The 22,900-nt window shown below is 58.0% G+C and carries 23 protein-coding genes and 1 tRNA gene; 13 read left to right on the forward strand and 11 right to left on the reverse strand.

The window, feature by feature from the left end; translation table 11 throughout:
- Positions 1 to 46 precede the first annotated feature (46 nt).
- A complete protein-coding gene (locus ACIGEK_RS12810; RefSeq protein ID WP_397493674.1) occupies positions 47 to 1,057 on the reverse strand; it encodes a sulfate ABC transporter substrate-binding protein in 1,011 nt (336 codons plus the stop codon).
- A 318-nt stretch (positions 1,058 to 1,375) separates the two neighbouring features.
- The gene (oscA, locus tag ACIGEK_RS12815; RefSeq protein WP_397493675.1) at positions 1,376 to 1,558 is read right to left on the reverse strand and encodes a sulfur starvation response protein OscA; all 183 of its coding nucleotides are present in this window, start codon (positions 1,556 to 1,558) and stop codon (positions 1,376 to 1,378) included.
- 262 nt (positions 1,559 to 1,820) lie between these two features.
- Between oscA and ACIGEK_RS12820 the strand changes: the two genes are divergently transcribed.
- Positions 1,821 to 2,402: an alpha/beta hydrolase gene (locus ACIGEK_RS12820; RefSeq protein ID WP_397493676.1), complete on the forward strand. Its 582-nt coding sequence runs from the start codon at positions 1,821 to 1,823 to the stop codon at positions 2,400 to 2,402.
- A gap of 10 nt (positions 2,403 to 2,412) precedes the next feature.
- On the opposite strand, the gene ACIGEK_RS12825 is transcribed toward ACIGEK_RS12820, so the two are convergent.
- Positions 2,413 to 3,339: a choline sulfate utilization transcriptional regulator gene (locus ACIGEK_RS12825; RefSeq protein ID WP_397493677.1), complete on the reverse strand. Its 927-nt coding sequence runs from the start codon at positions 3,337 to 3,339 to the stop codon at positions 2,413 to 2,415.
- Between the two features lie 112 nt (positions 3,340 to 3,451).
- Here ACIGEK_RS12825 and betC point away from each other — a divergent pair, with 112 nt between their 5' ends.
- The 6 genes from betC to cysW all read left to right on the forward strand — a co-directional run bounded on the left by betC (position 3,452) and on the right by cysW (position 10,550).
- Positions 3,452 to 4,960 (forward strand): choline-sulfatase, encoded by a 1,509-nt coding sequence (gene betC / locus ACIGEK_RS12830; protein ID WP_397493678.1) that lies wholly within the window; start codon positions 3,452 to 3,454, stop codon positions 4,958 to 4,960.
- A gap of 53 nt (positions 4,961 to 5,013) precedes the next feature.
- Positions 5,014 to 5,937, forward strand: a complete 924-nt coding sequence (choX, locus tag ACIGEK_RS12835) for a choline ABC transporter substrate-binding protein (protein WP_397493679.1) — start codon at positions 5,014 to 5,016, stop codon at positions 5,935 to 5,937.
- Positions 5,938 to 6,018: 81 nt separating this feature from the next.
- Complete coding sequence (locus tag ACIGEK_RS12840; RefSeq protein WP_397493680.1) at positions 6,019 to 7,584, forward strand: SulP family inorganic anion transporter; 1,566 nt, start codon at positions 6,019 to 6,021, stop codon at positions 7,582 to 7,584.
- 208 nt (positions 7,585 to 7,792) lie between these two features.
- Positions 7,793 to 8,806, forward strand: coding sequence for a thiosulfate ABC transporter substrate-binding protein CysP (gene cysP / locus ACIGEK_RS12845; protein ID WP_397493681.1), 1,014 nt, complete (start codon positions 7,793 to 7,795; stop codon positions 8,804 to 8,806).
- A gap of 68 nt (positions 8,807 to 8,874) precedes the next feature.
- Positions 8,875 to 9,723: a sulfate ABC transporter permease subunit CysT gene (gene cysT, locus ACIGEK_RS12850; protein WP_397493682.1), complete on the forward strand. Its 849-nt coding sequence runs from the start codon at positions 8,875 to 8,877 to the stop codon at positions 9,721 to 9,723.
- Positions 9,720 to 10,550 (forward strand): sulfate ABC transporter permease subunit CysW, encoded by an 831-nt coding sequence (gene cysW, locus ACIGEK_RS12855; protein WP_397493683.1) that lies wholly within the window; start codon positions 9,720 to 9,722, stop codon positions 10,548 to 10,550. Before cysT ends, cysW begins: the two co-directional genes overlap by 4 nt.
- A 123-nt stretch (positions 10,551 to 10,673) precedes the next feature.
- Here the strand turns inward: cysW and ACIGEK_RS12860 are convergent, their stop codons facing one another.
- Together ACIGEK_RS12860 and ACIGEK_RS12865 are read right to left on the reverse strand one after the other, a co-directional pair.
- Positions 10,674 to 11,450: an OmpA family protein gene (locus tag ACIGEK_RS12860; RefSeq protein WP_397493684.1), complete on the reverse strand. Its 777-nt coding sequence runs from the start codon at positions 11,448 to 11,450 to the stop codon at positions 10,674 to 10,676.
- Positions 11,447 to 11,851 carry a DUF4398 domain-containing protein gene (locus tag ACIGEK_RS12865; RefSeq protein ID WP_397493685.1) on the reverse strand — a complete coding sequence of 135 codons (405 nt, stop codon included), beginning with the start codon at positions 11,849 to 11,851 and terminating at the stop codon, positions 11,447 to 11,449. Before ACIGEK_RS12865 ends, ACIGEK_RS12860 begins: the two co-directional genes overlap by 4 nt.
- A gap of 483 nt (positions 11,852 to 12,334) precedes the next feature.
- Here ACIGEK_RS12865 and ACIGEK_RS12870 point away from each other — a divergent pair, with 483 nt between their 5' ends.
- Positions 12,335 to 12,901, forward strand: coding sequence for a hypothetical protein (locus ACIGEK_RS12870; RefSeq protein WP_397493686.1), 567 nt, complete (start codon positions 12,335 to 12,337; stop codon positions 12,899 to 12,901).
- A 9-nt stretch (positions 12,902 to 12,910) separates the two neighbouring features.
- Here the strand turns inward: ACIGEK_RS12870 and ACIGEK_RS12875 are convergent, their stop codons facing one another.
- Positions 12,911 to 13,639, reverse strand: coding sequence for a trypsin-like peptidase domain-containing protein (locus tag ACIGEK_RS12875; RefSeq protein WP_397493687.1), 729 nt, complete (start codon positions 13,637 to 13,639; stop codon positions 12,911 to 12,913).
- 454 nt (positions 13,640 to 14,093) lie between these two features.
- Between ACIGEK_RS12875 and ACIGEK_RS12880 the strand changes: the two genes are divergently transcribed.
- On the forward strand, positions 14,094 to 14,309 hold the full coding sequence (locus tag ACIGEK_RS12880; RefSeq protein WP_397493688.1) for a CsbD family protein: 216 nt from the start codon (positions 14,094 to 14,096) through the stop codon (positions 14,307 to 14,309).
- A 29-nt stretch (positions 14,310 to 14,338) separates the two neighbouring features.
- On the opposite strand, the gene ACIGEK_RS12885 is transcribed toward ACIGEK_RS12880, so the two are convergent.
- Entirely contained in the window at positions 14,339 to 14,911 is a 573-nt protein-coding gene (locus ACIGEK_RS12885; protein WP_397493689.1) for a hypothetical protein, read from the reverse strand.
- A gap of 169 nt (positions 14,912 to 15,080) precedes the next feature.
- On the opposite strand from ACIGEK_RS12885, the gene ACIGEK_RS12890 reads away from it, so the two are divergent.
- The 4 genes from ACIGEK_RS12890 (at position 15,081) to ACIGEK_RS12905 (ending at position 18,908) form a co-directional block, all read left to right on the forward strand.
- On the forward strand, positions 15,081 to 15,617 hold the full coding sequence (locus ACIGEK_RS12890) for a DUF3087 domain-containing protein (protein ID WP_397494014.1): 537 nt from the start codon (positions 15,081 to 15,083) through the stop codon (positions 15,615 to 15,617).
- 139 nt (positions 15,618 to 15,756) lie between these two features.
- Positions 15,757 to 17,610, forward strand: a complete 1,854-nt coding sequence (locus ACIGEK_RS12895) for a diguanylate cyclase (RefSeq protein WP_397493690.1) — start codon at positions 15,757 to 15,759, stop codon at positions 17,608 to 17,610.
- A gap of 237 nt (positions 17,611 to 17,847) precedes the next feature.
- A tRNA-Ser gene (locus ACIGEK_RS12900) sits at positions 17,848 to 17,937 on the forward strand.
- A 224-nt stretch (positions 17,938 to 18,161) separates the two neighbouring features.
- Complete coding sequence (locus ACIGEK_RS12905; RefSeq protein ID WP_397493691.1) at positions 18,162 to 18,908, forward strand: hypothetical protein; 747 nt, start codon at positions 18,162 to 18,164, stop codon at positions 18,906 to 18,908.
- Positions 18,909 to 18,958: 50 nt separating this feature from the next.
- On the opposite strand, the gene ACIGEK_RS12910 is transcribed toward ACIGEK_RS12905, so the two are convergent.
- The 4 genes from ACIGEK_RS12910 to ACIGEK_RS12925 form a co-directional block, all read right to left on the reverse strand.
- On the reverse strand, positions 18,959 to 19,969 hold the full coding sequence (locus tag ACIGEK_RS12910) for a tyrosine-type recombinase/integrase (RefSeq protein WP_397493692.1): 1,011 nt from the start codon (positions 19,967 to 19,969) through the stop codon (positions 18,959 to 18,961).
- Positions 19,969 to 21,246 (reverse strand): hypothetical protein, encoded by a 1,278-nt coding sequence (locus tag ACIGEK_RS12915; RefSeq protein WP_397493693.1) that lies wholly within the window; start codon positions 21,244 to 21,246, stop codon positions 19,969 to 19,971. Before ACIGEK_RS12915 ends, ACIGEK_RS12910 begins: the two co-directional genes overlap by 1 nt.
- 155 nt (positions 21,247 to 21,401) lie before the next feature.
- On the reverse strand, positions 21,402 to 22,583 hold the full coding sequence (locus ACIGEK_RS12920) for a zonular occludens toxin domain-containing protein (protein ID WP_397493694.1): 1,182 nt from the start codon (positions 22,581 to 22,583) through the stop codon (positions 21,402 to 21,404).
- The gene (locus ACIGEK_RS12925) at positions 22,583 to 22,900 is read right to left on the reverse strand and encodes a DUF2523 domain-containing protein (protein ID WP_397493695.1); all 318 of its coding nucleotides are present in this window, start codon (positions 22,898 to 22,900) and stop codon (positions 22,583 to 22,585) included. The genes ACIGEK_RS12920 and ACIGEK_RS12925 overlap by 1 nt, the downstream gene beginning before the upstream one ends.

The following is a 22,900-nucleotide window of genomic DNA, read 5'->3' on the forward strand; positions in this document are numbered from 1 at the left end:
GTGAAGCGTGATCCACGGGGTGGCCATCCACCCTACGGACTACTGCTTACTGCGCCTGATAGATCTGATCAAAAACCCCACCGTCGTTGAAGAACTTCGGCTGTGCGGTCTTCCAACCGTTGAAGTCTTTATCGACAGTGACCAGTTTCAGTGCTGTGAACTGCTCGGCGAACTCGCTCGCAATAGCCTGGTTGCGGGGACGGTAAAAGTGCTTGGCCGCCAGACGTTGACCTTCATCGCTATACAGATAGTTGAGGTAGGCCTCAGCCACTTTGCGGGTGCCCTTCTTGTCGACGTTTTCATCGACTACAGCCACCGGTGGCTCGGCCAAGATCGACAGTGACGGTGCGACGATTTCGAAGTTGTCGCCGCCCTCTTCCTTCAGCGCCAGGAAGGCTTCGTTTTCCCAGGCCAACAGCACGTCGCCAATGTTGTTGTTAACGAAGGTGATGGTCGAACCACGGGCACCGGTGTCGAGTACCGGCACGTTTTTGTAGAGCTGACCCACGAACTCTTGGGCTTTCGCCTCGCTGCCGTACTTCTGCTGAGCGAAGGCCCAGGCCGCGAGGAAGTTCCAACGGGCACCGCCGGAAGTTTTCGGGTTAGGGGTAATCACTTCAACGCCCGGCTTGACAAGGTCATCCCAGTCTTTCAACCCCTTGGGATTGCCCTTACGCACTAGGAACACGATGGTCGAGGTATACGGCGTACTGGCGTCTGGCAGGCGTGTTTGCCAGTCCTCCGGGATCAACTTGCCGAGCTTGTACAGCTCGTCGATGTCACCGGATAAAGCCAGGGTTACCACGTCGGCACGCAGACCATCGATTACCGCACGGGCCTGTTTGCCCGAACCACCGTGGGACTGCTGGATGGTGATGGCTTCATTGCCCTGGGCTTGCCAGTGCTTGTTGAAGGCAGTGTTGAATTCACTGTACAGCTCACGGGTCGGGTCGTAAGACACGTTGAGTAGGGTTTCTGCAGCGGCTGCCGGGCCTGCGGCTTCGGCAATAGTCAGTGCGCTGGCTAGGGCGGCAAAAGCAAAACGGCGAATGGACATGGTGCAGCTCCTAAAATTTTTGAGCGTTTGTTGGCTTTTCTTTAGGGGGGTGGCGGTCAACAGCGCATTCGCGGGTGACCACTGCAATACCGGTGTGTGCTCATGTTCAACTCGTTGAAAAACTACTGCGCTCGGCTGTACCGCGTTGAAATCCGGCTCAAAATGCTCATGTACTACTCGTACACTCCGCTTTCTCGCCTGATTTCGCCTTGTCTAGCCTTCGCTCGTTACGGTTTTGAACGAGCTGATCTGCTCGGTTCATGCTCACACCCTCCGGTTGTCCAGTCGGGTTTTGAGGCTCGGTGTTGGTTTAACGGGTCAGGCGTTCTTGCCGGCCGGAGCCTGCAAGCGAAATTTTTCCTTGCGTTCGATCTGCACGATCTGGCCGTTGTGTACGGTGATTTCCACCGAGCCGAACTTCAGGCCATTCAGCGCAGCCTGGATCTCGCGCAGGATGCTGGCGTCGTCCTGACCTTCAAGGTTTTTTAGGGTTGCGGTCATGGTAGTGCTCCTTGAAATAGCCCCACTGCGAGCGACGAAAACGGGTCGTGGTCAGAGGGCGTGGAGCGGATAGTAGAGAGCCGCTTATATACTTTAAAATATTGTTTAAGAACATTTATATACCTTATTTGCATATACAAACCAATGATCCTCCCGCGTAGAGAAATGAGATTTCAGGCATAAGCAAATAATTTCTTATTCTTTTTGATATCCGCCAGTCCTCCCTACACTGCAGCCATTCACATCTGCAGGAGGGCGCACGATGCGCAACCAAACTATCCGTTACCTGATAGTGCCGGGCTGGCAAGGATCGGCCGACGAGCATTGGCAGAGTCACTGGCAGCGCAGCCTGCCGAACAGCGCCCGGGTGGAACAGGCCGACTGGCTAAACCCCAAGCGTGAAGACTGGGTCGCCGAACTGCAGCGCAGCATCGCCAGCGATCCACGCCCGACCATCCTGATTGCCCATAGCCTGGGTTGCATCACCGTTGCGCATTGGGCGGCTCAAGCGCCCGCCGAGTTGCTGGGTCGGGTACAAGGTGCCTTGTTGGTCGCCCCGGCGGATGTACAGCGCAATAATTGCCCGGCAGCGTTGCAGAACTTCGCACCGATACCGCAGCAGCCACTGCCCTTCCCCAGCCAGTTGGTGGGCTCGGAAAACGACTCTGCCGCCAGTGCTGCCCGGGCAATCGAACTGGCCCGTGACTGGGGCAGCGATGTGGTCATTCTCAGCGGCGCCGGACATATCAATGTGCAGTCCGGGCATCAGCGTTGGGAGCAGGGTTTTTCCTACCTCTATCACCTGCAGAACCGCATCGAGCAGAGCAATCGCTGCAGCGCTTAGTCCAACTCAGTTATTGGAGGCTCGCGGATGGGTATTTCGCCAACTCAGCCTGCAACCAATCAACAAACACCTGGGTCAGGCGCTGGCGACGCTTGCGCTCTGGCAGCACCAGGTAATAACCCATATCCGACTGCGCCACCTCATCGCCCAACCTGCAGAGCAGGTTCTGTACCAGCAGCTCATCCACCAGGTGCCGCCAACCGATGGCCACACCCTGGCCGGCAATGGCGGCCTGAATCAGCAAGGTGTAGTTGTCGAATCGCAGGCTGCCCGGGCTCGGCGTTTCCTGTAGCTCAAAGGCACGAAACAGTCCCGCCCAGTCAAACCAGCGCGAGCGATTTTCCGGACGCAGGTGCAACAGCGGCAGGCTGGCCAGCGCTGCTGGAGGCAAGGGCAGCGTGCATCCCTTGAGCAACTGTGGGCTGCACACCGGAAAGACCTCTTCGCGAAACATCAGCTGCGCTTCGGCATTTTTGAAACGGCCATCACCGAAGTTGATCGCCACGTCGATCTCCGCTGACAGCGCGCCCTGATCGCGTTCACTGGTAATCAGGCTGACATCCACCTCCGGATGCAGTTGATGGAAGCGCTGCAAACGCGGCATCAGCCAATACGCGGCAAAGGCAAAGTCGGTGGCTACTTGCAGCACCTCGTGCTGCTGTTGCGCGGTAACCGCCAGCAGCCCGGCATCCAGACTCTGCAGACCATCCTGCACATAACGCAGCAGCAACTCGCCAGCATCGGTGAGGACGATGCCGCGGTAGACCCGGTCAAACAAGCGCGTCATCAGTTGCTGCTCGAGGCGTTTGATCTGCTGACTGATCGCCGGCTGGCTGGTGCCCAGCTCACTGGCCGCAGCGGTGAAGCTCAGCTGGCGAGCCGCCGACTCGAACACCCGCAGCACGTCCAGCGACACCCCTTCGATGCTTTTAAACATAAGCTCAAGTTATCCAATGCATGTACTGACAGCAGGTTTACCAGGCTTTCTGTTAGCCGGATGATCAAGCCAGCACTGTCGCATAAATCCTTTATATGGAATACCGGCTGCCATGAAACGCCCAAACATCCTCTTCATCATGGCCGATCAGATGGCCGCGCCGATTCTGCCGCTGCACGATGCCCGCTCACCAATCCAGATGCCCAACCTGATGCGCCTGGCTAAAGATGCCGTGGTATTCGATGCGGCCTATTGCAACAGTCCACTCTGCGCGCCGTCGCGCTTCACCCTGGTCAGCGGCCAGCTGCCCTCGAAAATCGGCGCCTACGATAACGCCGCCGACTTCCCCGCCGATGTGCCGACCTATGCCCATTACCTGCGCCGCCTGGGCTACCGCACCGCGCTGTCGGGCAAGATGCATTTCTGCGGCCCAGACCAGCTGCATGGCTATGAAGAACGCCTGACCAGCGATATCTACCCCGCCGATTACGGCTGGGCGGTGAACTGGGACGAGCCGGACGTGCGCGCCAGCTGGTACCACAACATGTCCTCGGTATTGCAGGCCGGGCCGTGCGTGCGCACTAACCAGCTGGATTTCGATGAGGAGGTGGTATTCAAGGCCCAGCAGTATATCTATGACCACGTGCGCAACGCCGGTGAGCAGCCCTTTTGCCTGACCGTATCGATGACCCACCCGCATGACCCCTACACCATTCCGGCCGAATTCTGGGACCTCTACCGCGATGAGGACATCCCACTGCCGCGCCAGCACATCGATCAGGCCGAGCAAGACCCGCACTCGCAGCGCCTGATGAAAGTCATCGACCTATGGGACAAGCCGCTGCCTGCGCAGAAGATCAAGGACGCACGACGCGCCTACTTCGGTGCCTGCAGTTATATCGACAGCAACATTGGCAAGCTGCTGAAAACCCTGGAAACCTGCAACCTGAGCGACAACACCATCATCGTGTTCTCCGGCGATCACGGCGACATGCTTGGTGAGCGCGGCCTTTGGTACAAGATGCACTGGTTTGAAATGGCCGCCCGCGTGCCCCTGCTGGTGCATGCGCCCAAGCAGTTCGATGCGCACCGGGTGAGCCAGAACGTCTCGACCATGGACCTGCTGCCCACCCTGGTGGAGCTGGCCGGCGGCACGCTGGAAGCCGACCTGCCGCTGGATGGCCGCTCACTTGTGGCCCACCTCGAAGGCCGCCAGGGCCACGATGAAGTGATTGGCGAATATATGGCCGAAGGCAGTAACAGCCCACTGATGATGATTCGCCAGGGCGAGTGGAAATTTATCTACTCCGAACTTGACCCCTTGCTGCTGTTCAACCTGCGCCACGACCCGCAGGAGCGCGAAAACCTCGCCGAATCCGCCGAGCATCAGCGCCTGTTGGCCGACTTTATCAACCAAGCACAGGCACGCTGGGATATGCCGGCGATTCATCAAGCCACCCTGGCCAGCCAGCGCCGCCGTCGTTTCGTCGCCAGCGCCCTCACCCACGGTGCCCTGACCAGCTGGGACCATCAACCGATGGTCGACGCCAGCCAGCAGTACATGCGCAACCACATTGATCTCGACGACCTCGAACGTCGCGCCCGTTTCCCGCAACCCTGATTGCAAGCCACTGCCGCGTTGATCCATAACTAATAATTCAAGGGGACATTGCCATGCACACACTTCGCACAGCACTTATCGGCGGCCTGTTACTGACCGCCAGTAGCTACAGCCTCGCCGAAGACGCCAGTTGCGCCACGGTCAAACTGGGTGATCCGGGTTGGAGTGATATTGCCGTGACCAACGGCATCGCCAGCGTCCTGCTCGACGGCCTGGGCTACAAGGCGCAAATCCAGACTCTGGCCGTGCCGATCATCTTCGCCGGGCTGCAGAAAGGTCAGGTGGATGTATTCCTCGGCAACTGGATGCCGGCGCAACAAAGCAACTACGACAAGTTCGTCAGCACGGGCGAAGTCGAACAGCTGGTGGAAAACCTCAGCGGCACCGAGTACACCTTGGCAGTGCCCACTTACGCCTATGAGGCCGGGGTGAAGACTTTTGCCGACTTGAATAAGCATGCCGACAAGTTCGATCAAAAGATCTACGGCATTGGCTCTGGCGCACCGGCCAACGAGTCAATCCAGAAGATGATTGCTGCGAACGAATTCGACCTCAAGGACTGGAACCTGGTCGAATCCAGCGAACAGGCCATGCTGGTGCAGGTTGGCCGCGCGGTAAAACGCGAGCAGTTTGTGGTGTTCCTCGGTTGGACCCCACACCCGATGAACGTGCAATACGACATGCGCTACCTTAAGGGCGGCGAGAAGTACTTCGGTGCCAGCGGCAGCGTCAACACCCTGGCCCGCAAAGGCTATGCCGCGCAGTGCCCAAATGTAGGCACGTTGCTGAGCAACCTGAAATTCACCCAGGAGATGGAAAACGCCATTATGGATAAGGTGCTGAGCAAGCAGGCCAGCAACGACGAGGCGATCAAGGCCTGGCTGCAGGCCAATCCTGCGGTTGTCGCCGGCTGGCTCAAGGGCGTTACCAGCCTCACTGGCGGTGACGGCCTTGCGGCGGTAAACGCCAAGCTTTAGACCTGCCGGTTTGATTCCATAAAGTAGACGGGCCGCTGCACTGCAGCGGTTTTGTCCATCGCCTGCACAAGAAATCGACTCATGCCGCGACCCCGCCTCCAGAGCTTGCTGCCCTTTCTGCGCTGGCTGCCCAACTGCAGCAAACGCAGCCTGGGTAAAGACCTGCTGGTGGGTTTGAACGGCGCCATCCTGGCGCTGCCGCAATCCATCGCTTACGCCCTAATTGCCGGGCTGCCACCACAATATGGTCTGTACGCAGCCATCGTACCGGTGCTGGTCGCCTGTCTCTGGGGGTCGTCCAGCTACCTGATTTGCGGACCAACCGCAGCGATCTCCATTGTGCTATTCAGCAGCATCAGTCCGATGGCAACACCAGCAAGCGACGATTTTATTGCCCTGATTCTGCTGCTGACCCTGCTGGCCGGCATTTGCCAATGGCTGCTCGGCCTGCTGCGCTTCGGCGCGCTGGTGAATTTTGTCTCGCATTCGGTGGTGCTGGGTTTCACCCTCGGCGCCGCCCTGGTAATCGGCATCGGCCAGATGCCCAACCTGCTCGGTTTGACTGTCGCCAGCCAGACCACAGCACTGATGAGCCTACTCAGGCTAGGTGAACATCTGGCCGAGAGTGACTGGCGCAGCCTGACCATCGCGCTATTCACCCTGGCCATCAGCCTGCTGAGCAAACGGCTATCGCCGCGGCTGCCGGCGCTACTCATCGGGATTGTCGCTGCCAGCCTGCTGGCCATGGCCTGGCCTGAGCAGTTCGGTTCAGTGGCCTTGGTTAGCCGCTTTGAAGGCCGCCTCCCCCCCTTCGCCCTGCTCGACTTAAACCTGACAACTGTGTTGCAACTGCTGCCCGCAGCGGTGGCCTGTGGCTTGCTCGGTCTGGTCACCAGCCTGTCGATTGCCCGCGCGCTGGCGGAGAAATCTCAGCAGCTGTTTGATGCCAACCAGGAGGTTCGTGCTCAGGGCCTGTCGAACATCGTCGGGCCCTGGTTCGGTGGGTCGTTATCGGCAGGCTCGTTCACCCGTTCGGCACTCAATCAGCAAGCCGGGGCTTGTTCGCCCATGGCCGGGGTGTTCTCTGCTCTATTGGTAGCGTTGTTTGCCCTGCTTGGCAGCCGTTTGTTCGCCTACGTACCCATCCCCGCCATGGCCGCAAGCATCTTGCTGATCTGCTGGGGGCTGCTCGACATGACTGCTGTAAAAGCGCTGAAGCGGGTGAGCCGAAGTGAGTTTCTGGTGATGCTGCTGACCGTGCTGGCGACTCTGCTACTGGAGTTGCAAAGCGCTATCTACGCGGGCGTACTGGCCTCGCTGATCGTCTACCTCAAGCGCACCTCGCAGCCACGCGTGCGGCAATGGCAGGAGGGTGAAACCGATTGGCTGTGCATTGAAGGGTCGATTTTTTTTGGCGCCTGTCCTTACCTGCAACAGCTGCTGCAACGCAGCTCAGCGCGCCGGGTGATGATCGATGCACGGCACATCAACTTTATCGATTATGCCGGGGTCAGCATGCTGCACCAGGAAGCCCGCCGCCTGCAGAACCAGCAGCGCCATCTGGTACTGCATCACGCGCGGCCGCACGTCATCAGCGAGATTGAAAAACTTGAGGGCCGCGAGCGCTGCCCGGTGCAGTTCGCTTAAACAATCAACAGCCAATCACGTCGTTACAACCAGCCGCATCTAACGCAATCTACTTCACCACTAAGACACAAATCGAATATCAATAGCATTAAAAGTTACTTTTTAAGAATAAAAAACCTGTGCAGTATCCCCTCCCACATTCTGGCCAACAGGTCAGGCTTCAATTGCGCGCCTTGATAGCGGCGCTGTGACGAGGAACGTCTGCATCATGCTCAAGAAAATCCTGCTGGCCAGCGCCATTACCTCAAGTCTGCTGAGCAGTGCCGCTGCACTGGCCGACGACGCGCCGATTCTGAATGCCTCCTACGACATCGCCCGTGAGCTGTTTGCCGAGATCAACCCAAAATTCGTTGCCCACTGGAAAGAGCAAACCGGCAAAGAACTGAAGATCGACCAGTCGTTCGCCGGCTCCTCTCGCCAGGCTCAGGACATCATCCAAGGCAAGAAAGTTGATACCGTAACCTTCAATCAGGTTACCGACGTGGACATCCTGGCCAAACGCGGTCTGCTGCGTGAAGACTGGGCCAAGCAGTTCCCTAACAACAGCTCGCCGTACTACAGCACCACGGCGTTTCTGGTGCGTAAAGGCAACCCGAAGAACATCAAGGATTGGAACGACCTGGCCCGTGATGACGTGAAGCTGGTATTCCCTAACCCGAAAACCTCCGGTAACGCACGCTACAGCTACCTGGGCGCCTGGCTATATGCCAACGAGCAGTTCAACGGCGACGAAAGCCAGATCAAAACCTTTGTTGGCAAGGTGCTGCGTAACGTTGAAAACTTCCCTACCGGTGGCCGCGCCGCCACCGTGGCGTTCGCCCAGAATGGCCAAGGTGATGTGCTGCTGACCTTTGAATCGGAAGTGGTCAACATCGCCAATGGTGAAGAATTCAAATCCGGCGAATACGAAATTGTCGTACCGCCGGTTAGCGTGCTGGCCGAATTCCCGGTGGCGCTGGTCGACAAAGTGGTCGATCAGAAAGGCACCCGCGAGGTATCCAAAGCCTACCTGGACTTCCAGTACACAAAGGATATCCAGCAGCTGCTGACCACCTACAACTACCGTGTGCACAACCCGGAAGTGGTGGCGGCTACCGCAGCGCAGTTCCCGCAGATTCGCCTGATCAACCCAACCGAAGTACTCGGCACCTGGGACGAGATCACTGCCAAGCACTTCGATGCCGATGGTATCCTTGACCAACTGTTGGCCGAGGGTCGCTAAGCGCCACCGGTTTACGTAACAATCAGGCCGCCGTCTTTACGGCGGCTTGTGCTTTCAGGGATTTATGTGTGCCTAAGACACCCCGCTTTTTTCTGCAAAACCCGCTGCTGCCGGGCTTCGGTCTGAGTTTTGGCTTCAGCACTTTTTACATTTCACTGATCATCCTGTTCCCGCTGTCGGCTCTGTTGCTGTATGTCAGCGACATGAGCTGGGCGCAGTACTGGCGAGCGATCAGTGACCCACGCGTGGTGCAGAGCTACAAGGTGACCATCAGTGGTGCGTTCTACGCCACCATCGCCACCGTGCTGATCGGCCTGCTGTTGGCGTGGATCATCACCCGCTACGACTTCCCTGGGCGTCGCCTGGTGGATGCATTGATCGACCTGCCTTTCGCCCTGCCCACCTCGGTGGCCGGGCTGACGCTGGCCACCCTACTCGCGCCCGGTGGCTGGCTGGGACAATGGCTCGCGCCCATGGGCATCAAGCTGGCCTATGCCTACCCAGGCATCCTGATTGCAATGGTGTTTACCAGCCTGCCGTTTGTGGTGCGTACCGTACAACCGGTGCTACAGGACCTTGGCCGAGACTACGAGGAAGCTGCCAGCACCCTGGGCGCCAATCGTCTGCAGACATTCTTCTATGTAGTGCTGCCAACCCTGATTCCGGCGCTGGTCACCGGGGCCTCGCAATCGTTTATCCGCAGCCTCGGTGAGTTCGGTGCGGTGATCATGATTGCCGGCAATATCCCGTTTAAAACCGAAGTCTCCTCGCTGATGATTTTCGTCCGCTTGCAAGAGTTCAACTACCCAGCGGCTGCGGCAATTGCTTCGGTCATTCTGCTGGCCTCATTGGTGCTGCTGTTCAGTCTGCAAGTGCTACAAGGCCGCCTGTTCAAATGGCAACGGCAAGGCAAATGAAAAAAACTCAACACTGGCACCAATGGCTGCTGATCGGCCTGGGCCTAAGCCTGGTAACACTGGTTCTGCTGGTCCCGCTGACGCTGATTTTCAGCAAAGCCTTCTCGGGCGGTCTGGCGTTGCTATGGGGCAACCTCGGCGAGGACTACATGCTCCACGCCATTGGCCTGACGCTGCTGGTGGCGGCACTGACGGTACCGATCAACATGCTGTTCGGCATCCTGCTGGCCTGGTGCGTGACCCACTACGACTTTCGTGGACGCAAGCTACTGACCACGTTGATCGACATTCCCTACGCGGTATCACCGGTAGTGGCTGGGCTCTGCTACCTGGTGGTGTATGGGCTGGAACACGCGCTGGGTCGCTGGTTTTACGATAACGGTATGCAGCTGATGTTTGCCTGGCCGGGCATCGTCATGGTCACGGTGTTTGTCACCGCGCCTTATGTGGCGCGCATCCTGATTCCGGTGATGCAGGCCCAGGGCCAGGATGAAGAAACCGCCGCCTTGTGCTTGGGTGCCAACGGCTGGCAGATCTTCCGCCATATCACTCTGCCGAAAATCAAATGGGCACTGCTGTATGGCGTGGTGGTGACCAATGCCCGCGCCGTCGGTGAGTTTGGTGCGGTGTCGGTGGTGTCCGGCACCATCATCAACCAGACCCTGACCCTGCCCTTGCTGGTCGACCAGCTGAACAACGACTACAAACCTGCCGCCGCCTTTACCGCTGCAGCGCTGCTGGCTTGTATGGCACTGCTGACCTTGCTGCTGAAAACCTTTATGGAATGGCGCCAGCGTACGCTGATGCAACGTTCTGAGGCGGTTTAAGCGTTTTTACTCACCGCAACAGCAGCACCTGTAACGTCAGACGCTGCCATCGCACGAGCACAGTTAGATTTGAACGCCATGCAGGGCCGCTAGTGCGCGGCCCTGCAACAGACGCTGCGCGCTTTACTCTTCGCTGATGATGAGTTCAACACGGCGATTCATCTGTCGACCCGAGGCCGATTCATTACCGGCAACCGGCATGCTCTCGCCCTTACCTGAAGCACTCAAACGGCTTGGCGTAACACCTTGAATGGTTAGGTAACTCATCACCGAAGTGGCACGACGCTGGGACAAACTCAGGTTGTTTTCCTCGCTGCCAACGCTGTCGGTATGCCCTTCAATCATCACGCGACGCTCAGGGTTTTGCTTAAGAAAAATCGCCAGCTTGCCCAGGTTATTCGCCGTGCCCGCACGCAATTCGGAACGCCCTGTGGCAAACAACACATCACCCAAGGTCATCACCAAGCCACGCTCGGTTTGCTTGGCATTCAGCTCATCAAGCTGGCGCTGCAACTGATCGGCCTCTTGGGTGCGTGAATCCAAGCGCGCGCCTGCGCGCTGTTCGCTGAGTACCTTGCGTTGGTCCTCATAGAATCGCGCCTGCGCCAAGGCACTGGCAATTTCTACCCGGCGGTCTGCCATCACCACCAAATGCTGGCCCAATGCCTGTTCTTCAGGCTGGTCCTTACGCGGTTGCTCGGCGTTGATCACCGCTTGCTCGGCCGCTTTGAGCGCAACCGGTGCACGCGTATTCAGTTGTGGATCGGCTTGCAGCTGCGTGAGCTTGTTGCGCACGTCGGCGGCGCCTTGCGGCATGCTAGGTGGCGAGGCACAACCGGCCACAGTGAGGCTGATCGCAGCGGCCAGCAGCAAGTACTTAACGTGATGGGCAGTGTTCATTGTGGTGCTCCTGTGTTGCGCTGCATTTCCTGTTTCAGGCTGTTGGTGCTTTTGCGCATTTCGTCATTGACCACCTTGGCCTTGGTCGCCTGCGACTTGGCCAGGGCCAGCTCGGCCTCAACCCGCGACTGATCCGCCAGGCGCTCTGCCAGCAGCATCTCTTCACGTTGTACCGCAGCATTGGCGGCAGTGAGTTTCTCCCGCGCGACGCCCAATTCCGGCGAGGCATAGTCGGCCACACGGGCCTGCTCGGCATTGCTGATCGCCGACTCGGCGGCTTGCAACGCCTGGCTCGGCGGCAGTGGCGGTGAGGCGCAGGCGCTGAGCATCAGCAACCCGGCGCAAAGGCCGGCAAAACGCAACGCAGCCATGCCATCGACGATGGATGAAGTCCTGTTCATAGGAATGTCCTCAAAAACAATTACGGATGAGCACGGCACAGCGTTCGCCGCGTACGCGCCCAGGTGGGCTAAGCCACTGCGCTCTATCAGCGCGGCAGACAGCATTCTCGGGGGTTGGAGTCAGGACCTATGGCATGGCGCTCTGCGCCAGGCTCATGGCAATCAGCAGGCTGCACACGGCGAGGACGGCATAGGCAATGGCAAACGCCAGCAAGAGCGGGCGGTAATAGATTTTCATCACGCATCTCCGACGATTAATGCACAGGCAAGTAGAGGCTGAACTCCGGCTTGAAACGCTGCACTCACGCCACAGTTGCAGCTCGCCGGGAGCGACAATCGCATCTCGGCGAACGCCTGTCGGTACGCTGGCGCGCATAGCCGCATTCCTCAAGCCTGCGTACGCCGGCGCACAGACACGCCCGTGAGCGGCGCCTAAGCTGGCGTCTCAACCGTCGACGACGGTTCAGGATCAGGAGCAGCACGATGGACCTCTACCGTCACCACGCCTCAGGCTTCTTTACCCAGCGCAGCACCGCCGAACAGGTGTTGGCCCAGTTGATTCAGCGTGGCATGCACAGCGAACAACTGCAGATAGTCGCCGGCAACGCGGACGCGCCTCCTGCTCCTGCGCCACAGGCGAAAAGCAACAAGGTGCTCAGGGACATGCTGATCGACATCAGCATCGGTGCCGGGATTGGTATCGGCATCGGTGCCTTGATCGAGGTCGCTCTGCTGGTCAGTAATGTCAGCCTGCTCAGCGCCAGCCCAGTGCTGGCGCCACTCACGCTGATGGGCATGGGCGCGTTTATCGGCGGTTTTCTCGGCAGCGTGATTGGCGCCTCAGCGGCCCCAGGCCAGCATCGAGGGCGCTTTGCCAAGTTGGTGAACAAAGCCATTACCCACAGTGATGTGGTACTGGTGGCACAGACTCACAACGAGCAGGAAACCAGCATGGCCCGTGAGGTGATCAAGGCCACAGCAGGCTTGGTCAAGGACATCAATATGGCCACTGCCTCCGAGCCGCAGACACAGGCACAGACGCAGCGTTGAGCTCAGGCCCTACTCAGTCAGGGTCAGCAGAATATCGGCATACCAGGTGCAATTGAGCCCCAAAGCCTCGTCCACCTCGATATCCCGACTGCCCAGATCGAGCCGCGCCGAATGCACGCCCAGCAGCACCCAAGGCAATTCATCCGCGTCACTGTTCGGTATGCGCATGACCACCGGCGCGCCACTGGTGCCGCGGTGCGTACGCGCATCGGTGAGAAAGTAACCCTGGCCCTGAAAACGCAGGCCGAATGACGACGCCACCACGGCATGCCGCACCACCGCGATATGGTGCAGGGTGTCGTGAAACCCCAGAGGGAAACCCACCACCAGCAACGAGGTGCCAACTTCCACCGGGGTTTGCGGCTGCAGCAGGTGCTCCGGGGTAAAGGCGTGATAGACCATGCTCTTAGGCAGCGCTGCGCGTTCAATTTCCAGCACGGCCACATCGACCTCACCGGCGCCATCGCAGCCCTGCCGCCAGAGGCTCTGGCCGTCACGATAGAGCGGCATGGAGAAGCCGGTGGTCTGCGCCACATTGTGCAGATCGGTGTGCACTTCGATCTCGATCCGATCAGGAAAGTGCTGGCTCGGCTCATCGAACATCACATGCCGACTGCTCACCAGAAACAGGCGCTCATCACGGGCGAAGTAAAAGCCACTGGCGTTGGTCAGCAACTGCTCACCGGCATATGTACAGACACGTGCCGCAGTCAGCAGCACAGGTTCGATCATCGACATTGCGGCATATCCTTGAGGTGGCGAAAGGCGTCCAGAACAGGCCCATGTGACCCTAACAGGCCGTTGAGAAACTACCTGCGTTGGCAATCCTGCGTTACAAACAGGCTCGGCAAGCCGCTTGCGGCTAATGCGCTTCAGTGCAACCCGAAGGGCAAGTGAAACGAGTCATGCTCATTTACAGCTCGTAAACTCCGCTTCCTAGCATGTTGTTGCCTTGTTTTGCCTGCCTCGCCTACGTTTCTCAACGGGCCTGCGAAGTAGAGCAATTGCCACGCCACATCAGCTGCGGCGCGGTAATCAGACTAGCGGCGAATCGATAGGGCGTCGGTACGCCAGCCCGCATAAGCGCTGTAGCGCACCGACTGGTTGTCGCCAGCCATGACAAGCTGGCCTGAGCACAATTCCGTTCTGACCCTACAAGCGGCCCAGACCGGCAACCTCAGGAGCACCGTACATGAGCAGCCCCCTTGCTGAAATCATCCAGAAAAACTGGCACAAACTGGCCGGCTTGGCCCTGATCGTCTGGGACGAGCTGACCCTGGATGAACTGATCAAATCCGAAGGCGATGCGCTGAAGCTGACCAATCTGGTGCAGCAGCGCTATGACATGCCCCGCGAGGACGCCAGCAAACAGGTCATGAGCTTCTTCGAAAGGCACCGCACCAGTTAACCGCACGCGAACGCCACCAGGCGCCGGCCTTACTTCAAGCGGTAGCGCGCCAGCTCAGCCGGCGTCAGCACACGCATGCGCGACGGTTCAGTGCTGTTGATTACGTCAAGCAGCGCCGAGGGAATCTGCATTTCCTTGAAATAATCAACCTGAGAGGCCCGACTCGCCCCTAAGGCGGATGCCGAATGTACCGAATCACTGCCCGCATAATACGGCCGGTGAATACCCACATAACCGCGTACAGTTTTAGCGTGCCCGGCCGCCAGCAGGTACACACAACTGCCCTGGCACACCCCGGTGGACGGCACCAGAGCATCGAAGCCGGTTTCACGCAGCAAGCGCCCAATGCGGATGGCCTCGGATACGCTGCCGCCAATGCTGTCGAGCATGACGATCTTCTTCGCATACTTGCCGGGGTTGGCTTTGATGCCCTTGAGCAGTAGCTCGTAATCGCCAGGCGCAATATCCTCGGAGACCTTGGCCACGAGAATCAGCCCGAGGCTTTTGTGCTGCCCAGCCTGCACCTCAACCTTGGCCAACGCAGCGCTCGAACACAGCGCTGCTACGCAGATAATCACAAACTGAAACACAGTACGGCTCATAAACCCGGTAAATCCTTAAGCGATGCGGTCAAGGGATGGGCGAAGATACCTGTTGCCGGGCAATCGCGCATAATTTGCAGCGTTTGCCGCATGCTTCGACACCCACGGCCTGCCCTACCCGTAAGCAACGCCGCTACCACCCGCTCAAGTGAGAATTCCCGTGGCTCCGATGTTCGAAATCCAGCAGCGCACTCCTGAAACCTACCGCCAGCAAACCCGCCGCAGCACCCTGACCATCGCGGCAATCTTTGTCGCCCTGGCCATGCTGCTATCGAGCAGCGCCGTACTACTGTTCGGCACCCCAGGCGGCGACAACTTTCGCTGGAACCTCGGTGGGGTTATCGCTGCATTAATGCTCACCGTAGCTCTGGTGCGCGTGCTGCTGTGGCCACAGCCTTTTATGGCCGCAGCCGTATACGGCTGGCGCCTGAAACGCAGCCTGATGCGCATCACCAACCTGATGCACCACGTCAAAGCCGGCGTCGCCGCCCGCGACCCCGCTGCCATGCAGCTGCTGCGCTTCTACCACCTGGGCCTGACCCAAATGCATCAGTTGGACGGCAACACCAGCTCCCTCAGTGAAGTGGTGGCGGAAATTAATCAGCACAAGGAGCGCATGGAGAAGCTGGGCATGGATACCGATCAACCTCGACTGAACCCCGACTGGATCGATGCCGTCAGGAAAATCACGCCGCTACCCGGTTAACCATTGCCACCACTGATACGCGTTGGCCACTACGCATTTTTATGGCGTACTAGCCCGCTCAAGTAGATGAACCCTACCTGATCACCAACCGATTGGATTCACCCCAGTCATTTATCTCAAGCATCTGCAGGTAGTTCACATGCGCGCCCATCGCGTCTATCAGCACCTGATGACCTTGCTGCTGCTCAGCATGGTCTGGCTGGCGCTTCCAGCCTGGTCGGCTGAAGACGTATTGGACGTCACCGCGATGCCGGATGGCCCACTGTCGCTCACCGCGTTTGTTGCGCTGCTGGAAGACCCTGAAGGCAGCCTGACGCGGGCAGAGGTAGAAACACCGACGCAGGCTGCACGCTTCAAGACTGACTTACCGGCCAGCAGCTCCCTGGCACTCGGGTTTACTCGCTCGGCTTACTGGCTACGCCTGACCCTGCGCAACAGCAGCGCAGCGCCAGTTGAACGCATGCTGGTAGTCGATAACCCGCGAATCTCGCATATTCAGGCGCACGTGCCCGACGCTCATGGTGACTACCAGATCATCAGCACGGGCAGCGACACCGCCACCCCGCGACTTTACCCCAACCGCAACTTCGTCTTTCCTCTCACCTTGCCGCCTGCCAGCGAGCAAGTGCTGTACCTACGCATAGAGTCGAGCATCGGTTTACTGATCCCGCTGCAGCTTTGGTCGCCACCAGCCTTCCACGCCCATGAGCGTAACGACTATTTGGCCCAGGCCTGGTACTTCGGCATTGCCAGCGCCATGATCCTGTTCAACCTGATGCTGTTCTTCGCCCTGCGCGACCGTATTTACCTGCTCTACGTAGCCTTTGTCAGCAGCTTGGCCTGCACATTGGCGATCAAGAACGGTCTGGTCGGTGAGCTGTTTTCGGGCGGAACAATGCTTGATTCAAATATCGCCTACTACTCCGGCGCATCGCTGACGGTGAGCGCACTGATGCTGTTCATGCGGCGCATGCTGCGTACCGCTCAGCTCATGCCGCGCGTGGATCGCCTGCTGCAAGGGCTGATCGTTCTGTTCCTGCTCACCCCAGTGGCCTTCGCTCTGGCCCTGCCCATGCTGGCCCGCGGGACAGTCATGCTGTACCTGGGCAACGTGCTAATAGTGCTGATAGTCGTGGTCGCCTGCGCCCTCAAGCGCCAGCGCAGCGCCTACTTCTTCCTGGCTGCTTTTGCCTTGCTGATGCTCGGTGGTGCGACAACCACACTCAGAGCGATGGGTATCGTCCCCACCAACGCCTTTACAGTGGATGCCATCCAGTTGGGTTCAGCACTGGAAATGCTCCTGCTGGCTTTTGCCCTGGCCGACCGTTTCAATGTGATGCGCCGTGAAAAAGCCAAGGTGCAGGCCGAATTACTGCAGGCGCAACAACAGCTGGTGGATACCCTGCAAAGCTCCGAACGCAAGCTGGAACAGCGCGTGGCGCAGCGTACCGATGAACTGCAACTGCTCAATAGCAAGCTTGAAGCCCTGAGCCTGACCGATAGCCTGACTGGCATCGCCAACCGCCGTCACTTCGACAGCATCCTGCAGCAGGAATGGCAGCGCGCCCAACGCCTGAACCATCCCCTGGCACTGGCCATACTCGATGTCGATTGGTTCAAGCCGTACAACGATCACTACGGCCATCCCGCCGGTGATGCCTGCCTGCGGCAGATCGCGCAAGCACTTGCCGCCACGGTATGCCGGTCCAGTGATCTAGTGGCGCGCTATGGTGGTGAGGAATTTGTCTTTATCACACCGATGACCAATGCCACTGGTGCACTGGATATTGCCCAAAGAGTCGTAGAAGCAGTGGCCGCTCTGGAACTACCACACGCCCGCTCACCCATAGGCCAGGTAACCGTGAGTATCGGTGTGGTATCGATCATCCCTACCGCTGAGAGTAGCGCTGAAGTGCTGCTACAGCGTGCAGATGCCGCGCTCTACCAGGCCAAAACCCAGGGTCGCAATCGAGCAGAACTGGCGACGGATTAACGCGCGCTCACACGACGATCAAGACCCAAAGTGCTGCCCTGTGATTCAACGCCGCGCGTCGTATTTAGCGACTGCAGATGATGGATTAGCCCAGGCTCTGCGGTGATTGCTTAGCCCCCACCATGCAGATTTCACTCCTGCATACAGCCTTTGATCGCAAGCATTTGAAAGCATGCGAAAAATTTCAACCCAGGGGTTCGCCAAACGCACTTCTGCTGTTATCATGCGCGCCGCCACGGGAAGATGCCGGAGTGGCCGAACGGGACGGATTCGAAATCCGTTGTGTTAGCGATAGCACCTAGGGTTCAAATCCCTATCTTCCCGCCATATAGATCGTCTAAGCCCCTGAAATTCATAGAGTTTCGGGGGCTTTTTCGTTTCAGGCTGGGCAAGTGTCGAAGAAGTGTCGAAATCAGGACAAAGCGAAGATTTGACTAAATGATCAATTTTCTGTGCTGGCGTTCGGGTTTCAGGCTGACAGGTATGCTAGCTTTGGCCGCATTCGATCAGGCATAGATCGGCAGGATTTATCACAACAAGGAGTGTTTCAAATGAAAGTCCGTCTGCTCGGTTGCATGGCTATTGGTGCAGCTGCATTGGTTGCATCAGTCACCGCCAGCGCTGCCACCATTACTCAGTGCGAGAATATCTCTCGACCTGCAGGTTATCTGACAGTAGAGACTGCTATTCCCCATGGCGGTTGCCCGACCCGTAAGGCCATCCGCTACCGCACACCTGAGAACGGGTTAGTTATCACACACCCAGTTCAGCTCTTGGACGTATCACCGGCGTTCGTGGTGACAAGGGCTAATGATCAGTTCGGCTTTACGCCGACTTACGAGATTTCACAGCTGGTCGATGGAATAGTTGCATGCACCATGCCTTCTATTAGCCGCTTCGATTATTTCACTAAGCCGGCGGGAAATATCGGAAGCTGCAGTCGGACGAGTCCTAATCTAGCTAACGCTGTGAAGTACTATCAGCATATGTATGTAGAGATCGCTCGACCTGCAGGACAGCCAGGAAACCTGCGGGTGAGCTTAAACAAAAATTTCACCGGCCCCGCGATCAATTACGCAATACGCATCACTTCCCGCCTACATGGTGGCACTAAAACTGTGATGAAAACGGGGTTTACCGCGAGTGGTAGCTACTTACTGAAAACTCTGGTGCCAGAGTACGTTGCAGACGCCCAGGCTGGTGCCAGCTTTACCTTTGATGTGAGGTTATTTCAGGCTTCTCAGTTGATCTCTGAATACAGCCTTCAGGCAACCGGCCAAGAGATGCTGAAAAACTAAGTATCTGATCGACGCCTAAGAGCCCGGCTAAATGCTGGGCTTTTTCGTTTCTATCCCTGGACATTAAAAATTCGATCTAGGTTTTGAACTGGTCCAAACCTGACGGCGTCCTGCAGGTGATCTGGCGATAGGTGTGCATAGCGCATTGTCATGGCCAGCGACGTATGCCCGAGGATTTTTTGCAGCGTGAGGATATTTCCGCCGTTCATGATGAAGTACGACGCGAAGGTATGGCGCAGCACGTGCGATGACTGCCCAGCAGGAATAGGAAGAGCGGACTTAGCTAGAGCCTTGTCAAAGCTGTTTAGGCATTTAGGGAATGCACCGTACTGTTTGAGGTGGCTCAATATCCGCAGCTCTAGTTCCTGGGCGATGGGTATGGCGCGAACTCGCTTCCCCTTCGTATTTACGAACGTAACCAGCTGGTTGCGCACCTTATCGGGTGTCAGTGCCTGAGCCTCTCCCCATCGAGCACCAGTAGCCAGACAGATTGCCGCGATCATGGCGACGTGCGGTGTTCGGCAATAGCTATGGATGGTCGTGAACAGCGTTTCGATCTGCTGACCGGTCAGGTAGGCCAGTTCCTTTTCCTGCAGGCGAAGTGGACGGACACGCGCGAGCGGGTTTGCATAGTCAATGTCGCCGAGCTGATACAGCACGTTGAATACAGAGCGCAGGTAGCCAAGACGGTTGTTTAAGGTCTTGGAGTTGGCACCAGCCTTGAGCGCGTTGGTTCGATACTCAGCGTACTCATTGCCTGTCAGCTTGATGGCTATCGGATTACCCAGATCTTTAGCGAGGCTATCGAGCAATCGACGACGAGCTTCGCCATCACTCAGGGTGTTTGCATGCAATGTTGCCCATCGGTCGATCAGGTCAGTTAGGCGGCGTCTGTCCCTGGGTTTCGGTGACCACGCAGGGGCGTCTATGACCTTCGCACGGCACGTTGCCTCGAAGCGCTGAGCTTCAGCTTTAGTCTTGAACGTCTTACGAAAGCGCTTGCCCTTGATGGGTTCAACATCGACTTTCCAGCGTCCGTCCGGTTGTTGCTCAATAGCCATCAGACCGCCCTGCCCCATCTGACGTTGCGTTCTTCCAGTAGGTTCTTTATGTGCTGGTAAATGTCGTATTCGCTCATGTCCTTGGCGGCGTAGTGATCACGAATGACCGGCCAACATTCCCAGGTTTGCAGCCGGTCAAAGGCCTTTTTTGCACCCACCCGTTCCCTTGCCAAAAGGCTTACGAAGTTGCCCAGGAACAGTTCAACGTTCTTGCCCGAGAAGCCACGGGAGGTCTTGTAGTAGCGCTTGTATTCAGTGTCATCCAGCAGCGAATCGACCGGCAGATCTACGCGCACATCTTCACGAATGAGCGTCCAAATAGGCGAAAAATAGCCTGGGCGGTCGAGCAACTTGAACTGGCGTAAGCCATAACGCCAAAGGCCGTCTAGATGCCCGGCAAAGGCTTCGAATGAGCGAGTGTCGATGGCTTGCCCGGTTCTCACATCGAGCGAGCCACTGGCGAATTGTTGGATGATTGAGTGGTGATAACGCAGCTCTACACGCCATACGGCTTGCTCGGGGTTGTAGTTGTCTGGGTCGGCTGCATCGAAGCTGTCACGGCGCTTCCAGACGCTTTCCCAGTAGTCGAGCTTGTCAGTGGCCTTGGCCTGTTCGGTCTTGTTGTAGATGCAGAGCTGTACGCCACTGGCAGAGCCAAACATGGACGTTTCCCCACGCCCGTAGGTGCTGGATTTGGTCGCCCAGTTGATTTCATTGATGCCGGATATATCGCGGTGCGTCCTGGCTTTGCAGTGCATGCGGGCTACCAGATCGGCGGGCGGTGTCCAGCCCTGGAGGTCTAACGCGAGGTGGACGGCACATTGGTTGATTTCAACGTGAGTCATTACCTGGGCGGCGTAGAAGTCCAATCTGGCCTGCAGGCGCTCAGGTGACAGGCTGTCGATTGCGTGGGGTGACACCTCGATTTTCAGGTGTGGGCCGATGCTGTCTAACTTGGCGTTGAAGTTCTTCACCAACAAGATGATGCCCAGGTCTGCGTTCTGCAGCTTGTACTGGTAGCCGGAGTCACGCCCTACCCGGCCTGAATGCCAACGCTGGCCAGCAAAGTCGACCAGGGTGCCTGGGTTGTCGAACAGCGCCATGATTTCCGGGCGGATCATGCCTTTGTAAAGCTGGCGCACAGTGTCGACGCCACAGCGCAGCAGACGGACTTTTGTCAGGTCGGTGATCGTGGCTGTTTTCTGGTCGAAAAAGACGCGACCAGTTGCCGACTCTTTGAACTGACGGTCTACCCGAATTTGATCTTTTATGGTCATTTTCTTCTGCTCCAAATAGTGACGAATTGACACTGTTTAAACGTGTTTATCTGACGTGTTACAGGGACGTCAGCGCATGCGCGGCGGCGCATCAGCGCGCTCGTGCCTCACGCGCACTCTCACCGCCGCGCCGAGCGTGCCGCTGCTGCGCTCTTTCACAATGCACCCTGGTAACCGTGCAACGACGGCCACCCCGAGTCATGGGGCGCTAACGCGTTCGCGGACGGTGCAGGTCTTGAGGCGGGCGGCGGTGCAGGCTGTTGCGCGGGTTGTGGTTGGGAAGGGTCGAGCGATGGCTGGGCGATTCGATCCGGCTTGGCAGGATCAAAGGCGCCTTCCTCGACGTAGGCCATGCAGGCTTCAAACGACACCACCGCCCGCGTCCCTTGCTGGGTGTTGCACCTGCAGCCGTAAATCTTGCCGTCACGCTGCCCAACAGCCAGCCGCTTGTTGTTCTTCGCCACCATGCCGAGGTCGGCGGTGTACATGCAGGACAGCTTGGGATAGGTCACTGGCCGGGTGATGTCGTCATAGATCGGCGCGGAGCTGGGCACATCGGGCAGACGTGGCACCCGTAAGGCGATGTAGTCGTCTGTTGTAAGCGGTTCAGGCTCGCCTTGGACGGTGGCCGGCATCACGCCTGACGGTGTTACTTGGCTTGCTGCAGGCTCGACCGGTTTAGGTTCAGGCTGTGCAAACCGACTCTGGTACACGTCGTAGCTGAAGTAGCCGATCAGCAGCACTAAGCCGATGAAGACAAACAACGCCCGCGGCGGTTTGAACTTCATGTGGTGTTCCGAGCCTTCGGCCACGGACTGGTAAACACCGAAGTACTTCTTATCGATCAGGATGCGCGTGGCCTGGCCATCGCTGAAGACGTTCTTCTTCTCCACATCCATGTTGACCCGCTCAAACTCCCAGCGCTTGATCACCTTGCCTTTGTGGCCGCGCACGTAGTGGATGTGCGAGTTACATAGCTTGCGAAAGTGGTGATCGATCAGGCCGGGATTCTGGGTAATGCAGTGCAGCTCATGGCCACTGTGGCGCATGGTTTCCAGGGCGCTGGCATAGGCCGGCACGGCTGAGGCTTGGTTACGAATACGAAAGAAGGTCTGCGCCTCATCGATGACAATGATCGCGTTGTTCGGCAGCTTGAACCATTCCTGGGGCGTGTCGAATTCAGTCCATACCGCCTGCAGGGCTTCATGCTGCGGATTGAAGCCACGGATGTTGTGATAGAACACCTCGCGGCCTTCCTTGGCGGCTTTGGCATCCACTTCCTTGATGGTGTTGAGGGTCTTGCCGTTGCCCTGCAAGCCCGTGCGCAGGACAAACATCAGCCACCTGCCTTGTTGAGCAGAGCCAGGCCGGTGATGGTGCCGGTGACTTTATCCATCCCCGCCAGCAGCAGCCGAGCAATCACAGCGGCGATCACGATGTTGATCGCTACATCCACCTTGGCCATCCCCAGGACGGCGGCAACCGACGGCGGAACCGCGCCAAACAGGCCCTTGATGTAGACATCTACCGTGTCGATCAGCCGGCCGATGCCGACATAGGACATGTAGGCAAAGCCCAGCGAGGCCAACGCCCGGAAGACCAGACCGGAAACGATGGAACCGAGGAAGGTGGCAAGGATAGGAAGTAACGGCAT

This window comes from Pseudomonas sp. NPDC079086 (assembly GCF_044542155.1).
GTDB lineage: Bacteria > Pseudomonadota > Gammaproteobacteria > Pseudomonadales > Pseudomonadaceae > Aquipseudomonas.

What these genes read in the sequence shown, in the direction of transcription:
- ACIGEK_RS12810 (WP_397493674.1), bottom strand. Translation starts at nt 1,057, where the DNA reads ATGTCCATTCGCCGTTTTGCTTTTGCCGCCCTAGCCAGCGCACTGACT.
- oscA (WP_397493675.1), bottom strand. Translation starts at nt 1,558, where the DNA reads ATGACCGCAACCCTAAAAAACCTTGAAGGTCAGGACGACGCCAGCATC.
- ACIGEK_RS12820 (WP_397493676.1), top strand. Translation starts at nt 1,821, where the DNA reads ATGCGCAACCAAACTATCCGTTACCTGATAGTGCCGGGCTGGCAAGGA.
- ACIGEK_RS12825 (WP_397493677.1), bottom strand. Translation starts at nt 3,339, where the DNA reads ATGTTTAAAAGCATCGAAGGGGTGTCGCTGGACGTGCTGCGGGTGTTC.
- betC (WP_397493678.1), top strand. Translation starts at nt 3,452, where the DNA reads ATGAAACGCCCAAACATCCTCTTCATCATGGCCGATCAGATGGCCGCG.
- choX (WP_397493679.1), top strand. Translation starts at nt 5,014, where the DNA reads ATGCACACACTTCGCACAGCACTTATCGGCGGCCTGTTACTGACCGCC.
- ACIGEK_RS12840 (WP_397493680.1), top strand. Translation starts at nt 6,019, where the DNA reads ATGCCGCGACCCCGCCTCCAGAGCTTGCTGCCCTTTCTGCGCTGGCTG.
- cysP (WP_397493681.1), top strand. Translation starts at nt 7,793, where the DNA reads ATGCTCAAGAAAATCCTGCTGGCCAGCGCCATTACCTCAAGTCTGCTG.
- cysW (WP_397493683.1), top strand. Translation starts at nt 9,720, where the DNA reads ATGAAAAAAACTCAACACTGGCACCAATGGCTGCTGATCGGCCTGGGC.
- ACIGEK_RS12860 (WP_397493684.1), bottom strand. Translation starts at nt 11,450, where the DNA reads ATGAACACTGCCCATCACGTTAAGTACTTGCTGCTGGCCGCTGCGATC.
- ACIGEK_RS12865 (WP_397493685.1), bottom strand. Translation starts at nt 11,851, where the DNA reads ATGAACAGGACTTCATCCATCGTCGATGGCATGGCTGCGTTGCGTTTT.
- ACIGEK_RS12870 (WP_397493686.1), top strand. Translation starts at nt 12,335, where the DNA reads ATGGACCTCTACCGTCACCACGCCTCAGGCTTCTTTACCCAGCGCAGC.
- ACIGEK_RS12875 (WP_397493687.1), bottom strand. Translation starts at nt 13,639, where the DNA reads ATGTCGATGATCGAACCTGTGCTGCTGACTGCGGCACGTGTCTGTACA.
- ACIGEK_RS12880 (WP_397493688.1), top strand. Translation starts at nt 14,094, where the DNA reads ATGAGCAGCCCCCTTGCTGAAATCATCCAGAAAAACTGGCACAAACTG.
- ACIGEK_RS12885 (WP_397493689.1), bottom strand. Translation starts at nt 14,911, where the DNA reads ATGAGCCGTACTGTGTTTCAGTTTGTGATTATCTGCGTAGCAGCGCTG.
- ACIGEK_RS12890 (WP_397494014.1), top strand. Translation starts at nt 15,081, where the DNA reads ATGTTCGAAATCCAGCAGCGCACTCCTGAAACCTACCGCCAGCAAACC.
- ACIGEK_RS12895 (WP_397493690.1), top strand. Translation starts at nt 15,757, where the DNA reads ATGCGCGCCCATCGCGTCTATCAGCACCTGATGACCTTGCTGCTGCTC.
- ACIGEK_RS12905 (WP_397493691.1), top strand. Translation starts at nt 18,162, where the DNA reads ATGAAAGTCCGTCTGCTCGGTTGCATGGCTATTGGTGCAGCTGCATTG.
- ACIGEK_RS12910 (WP_397493692.1), bottom strand. Translation starts at nt 19,969, where the DNA reads ATGGCTATTGAGCAACAACCGGACGGACGCTGGAAAGTCGATGTTGAA.
- ACIGEK_RS12915 (WP_397493693.1), bottom strand. Translation starts at nt 21,246, where the DNA reads ATGACCATAAAAGATCAAATTCGGGTAGACCGTCAGTTCAAAGAGTCG.
- ACIGEK_RS12920 (WP_397493694.1), bottom strand. Translation starts at nt 22,583, where the DNA reads ATGTTTGTCCTGCGCACGGGCTTGCAGGGCAACGGCAAGACCCTCAAC.
- ACIGEK_RS12925 (WP_397493695.1), bottom strand. Translation starts at nt 22,900, where the DNA reads ATGCCGTTACTTCCTATCCTTGCCACCTTCCTCGGTTCCATCGTTTCC.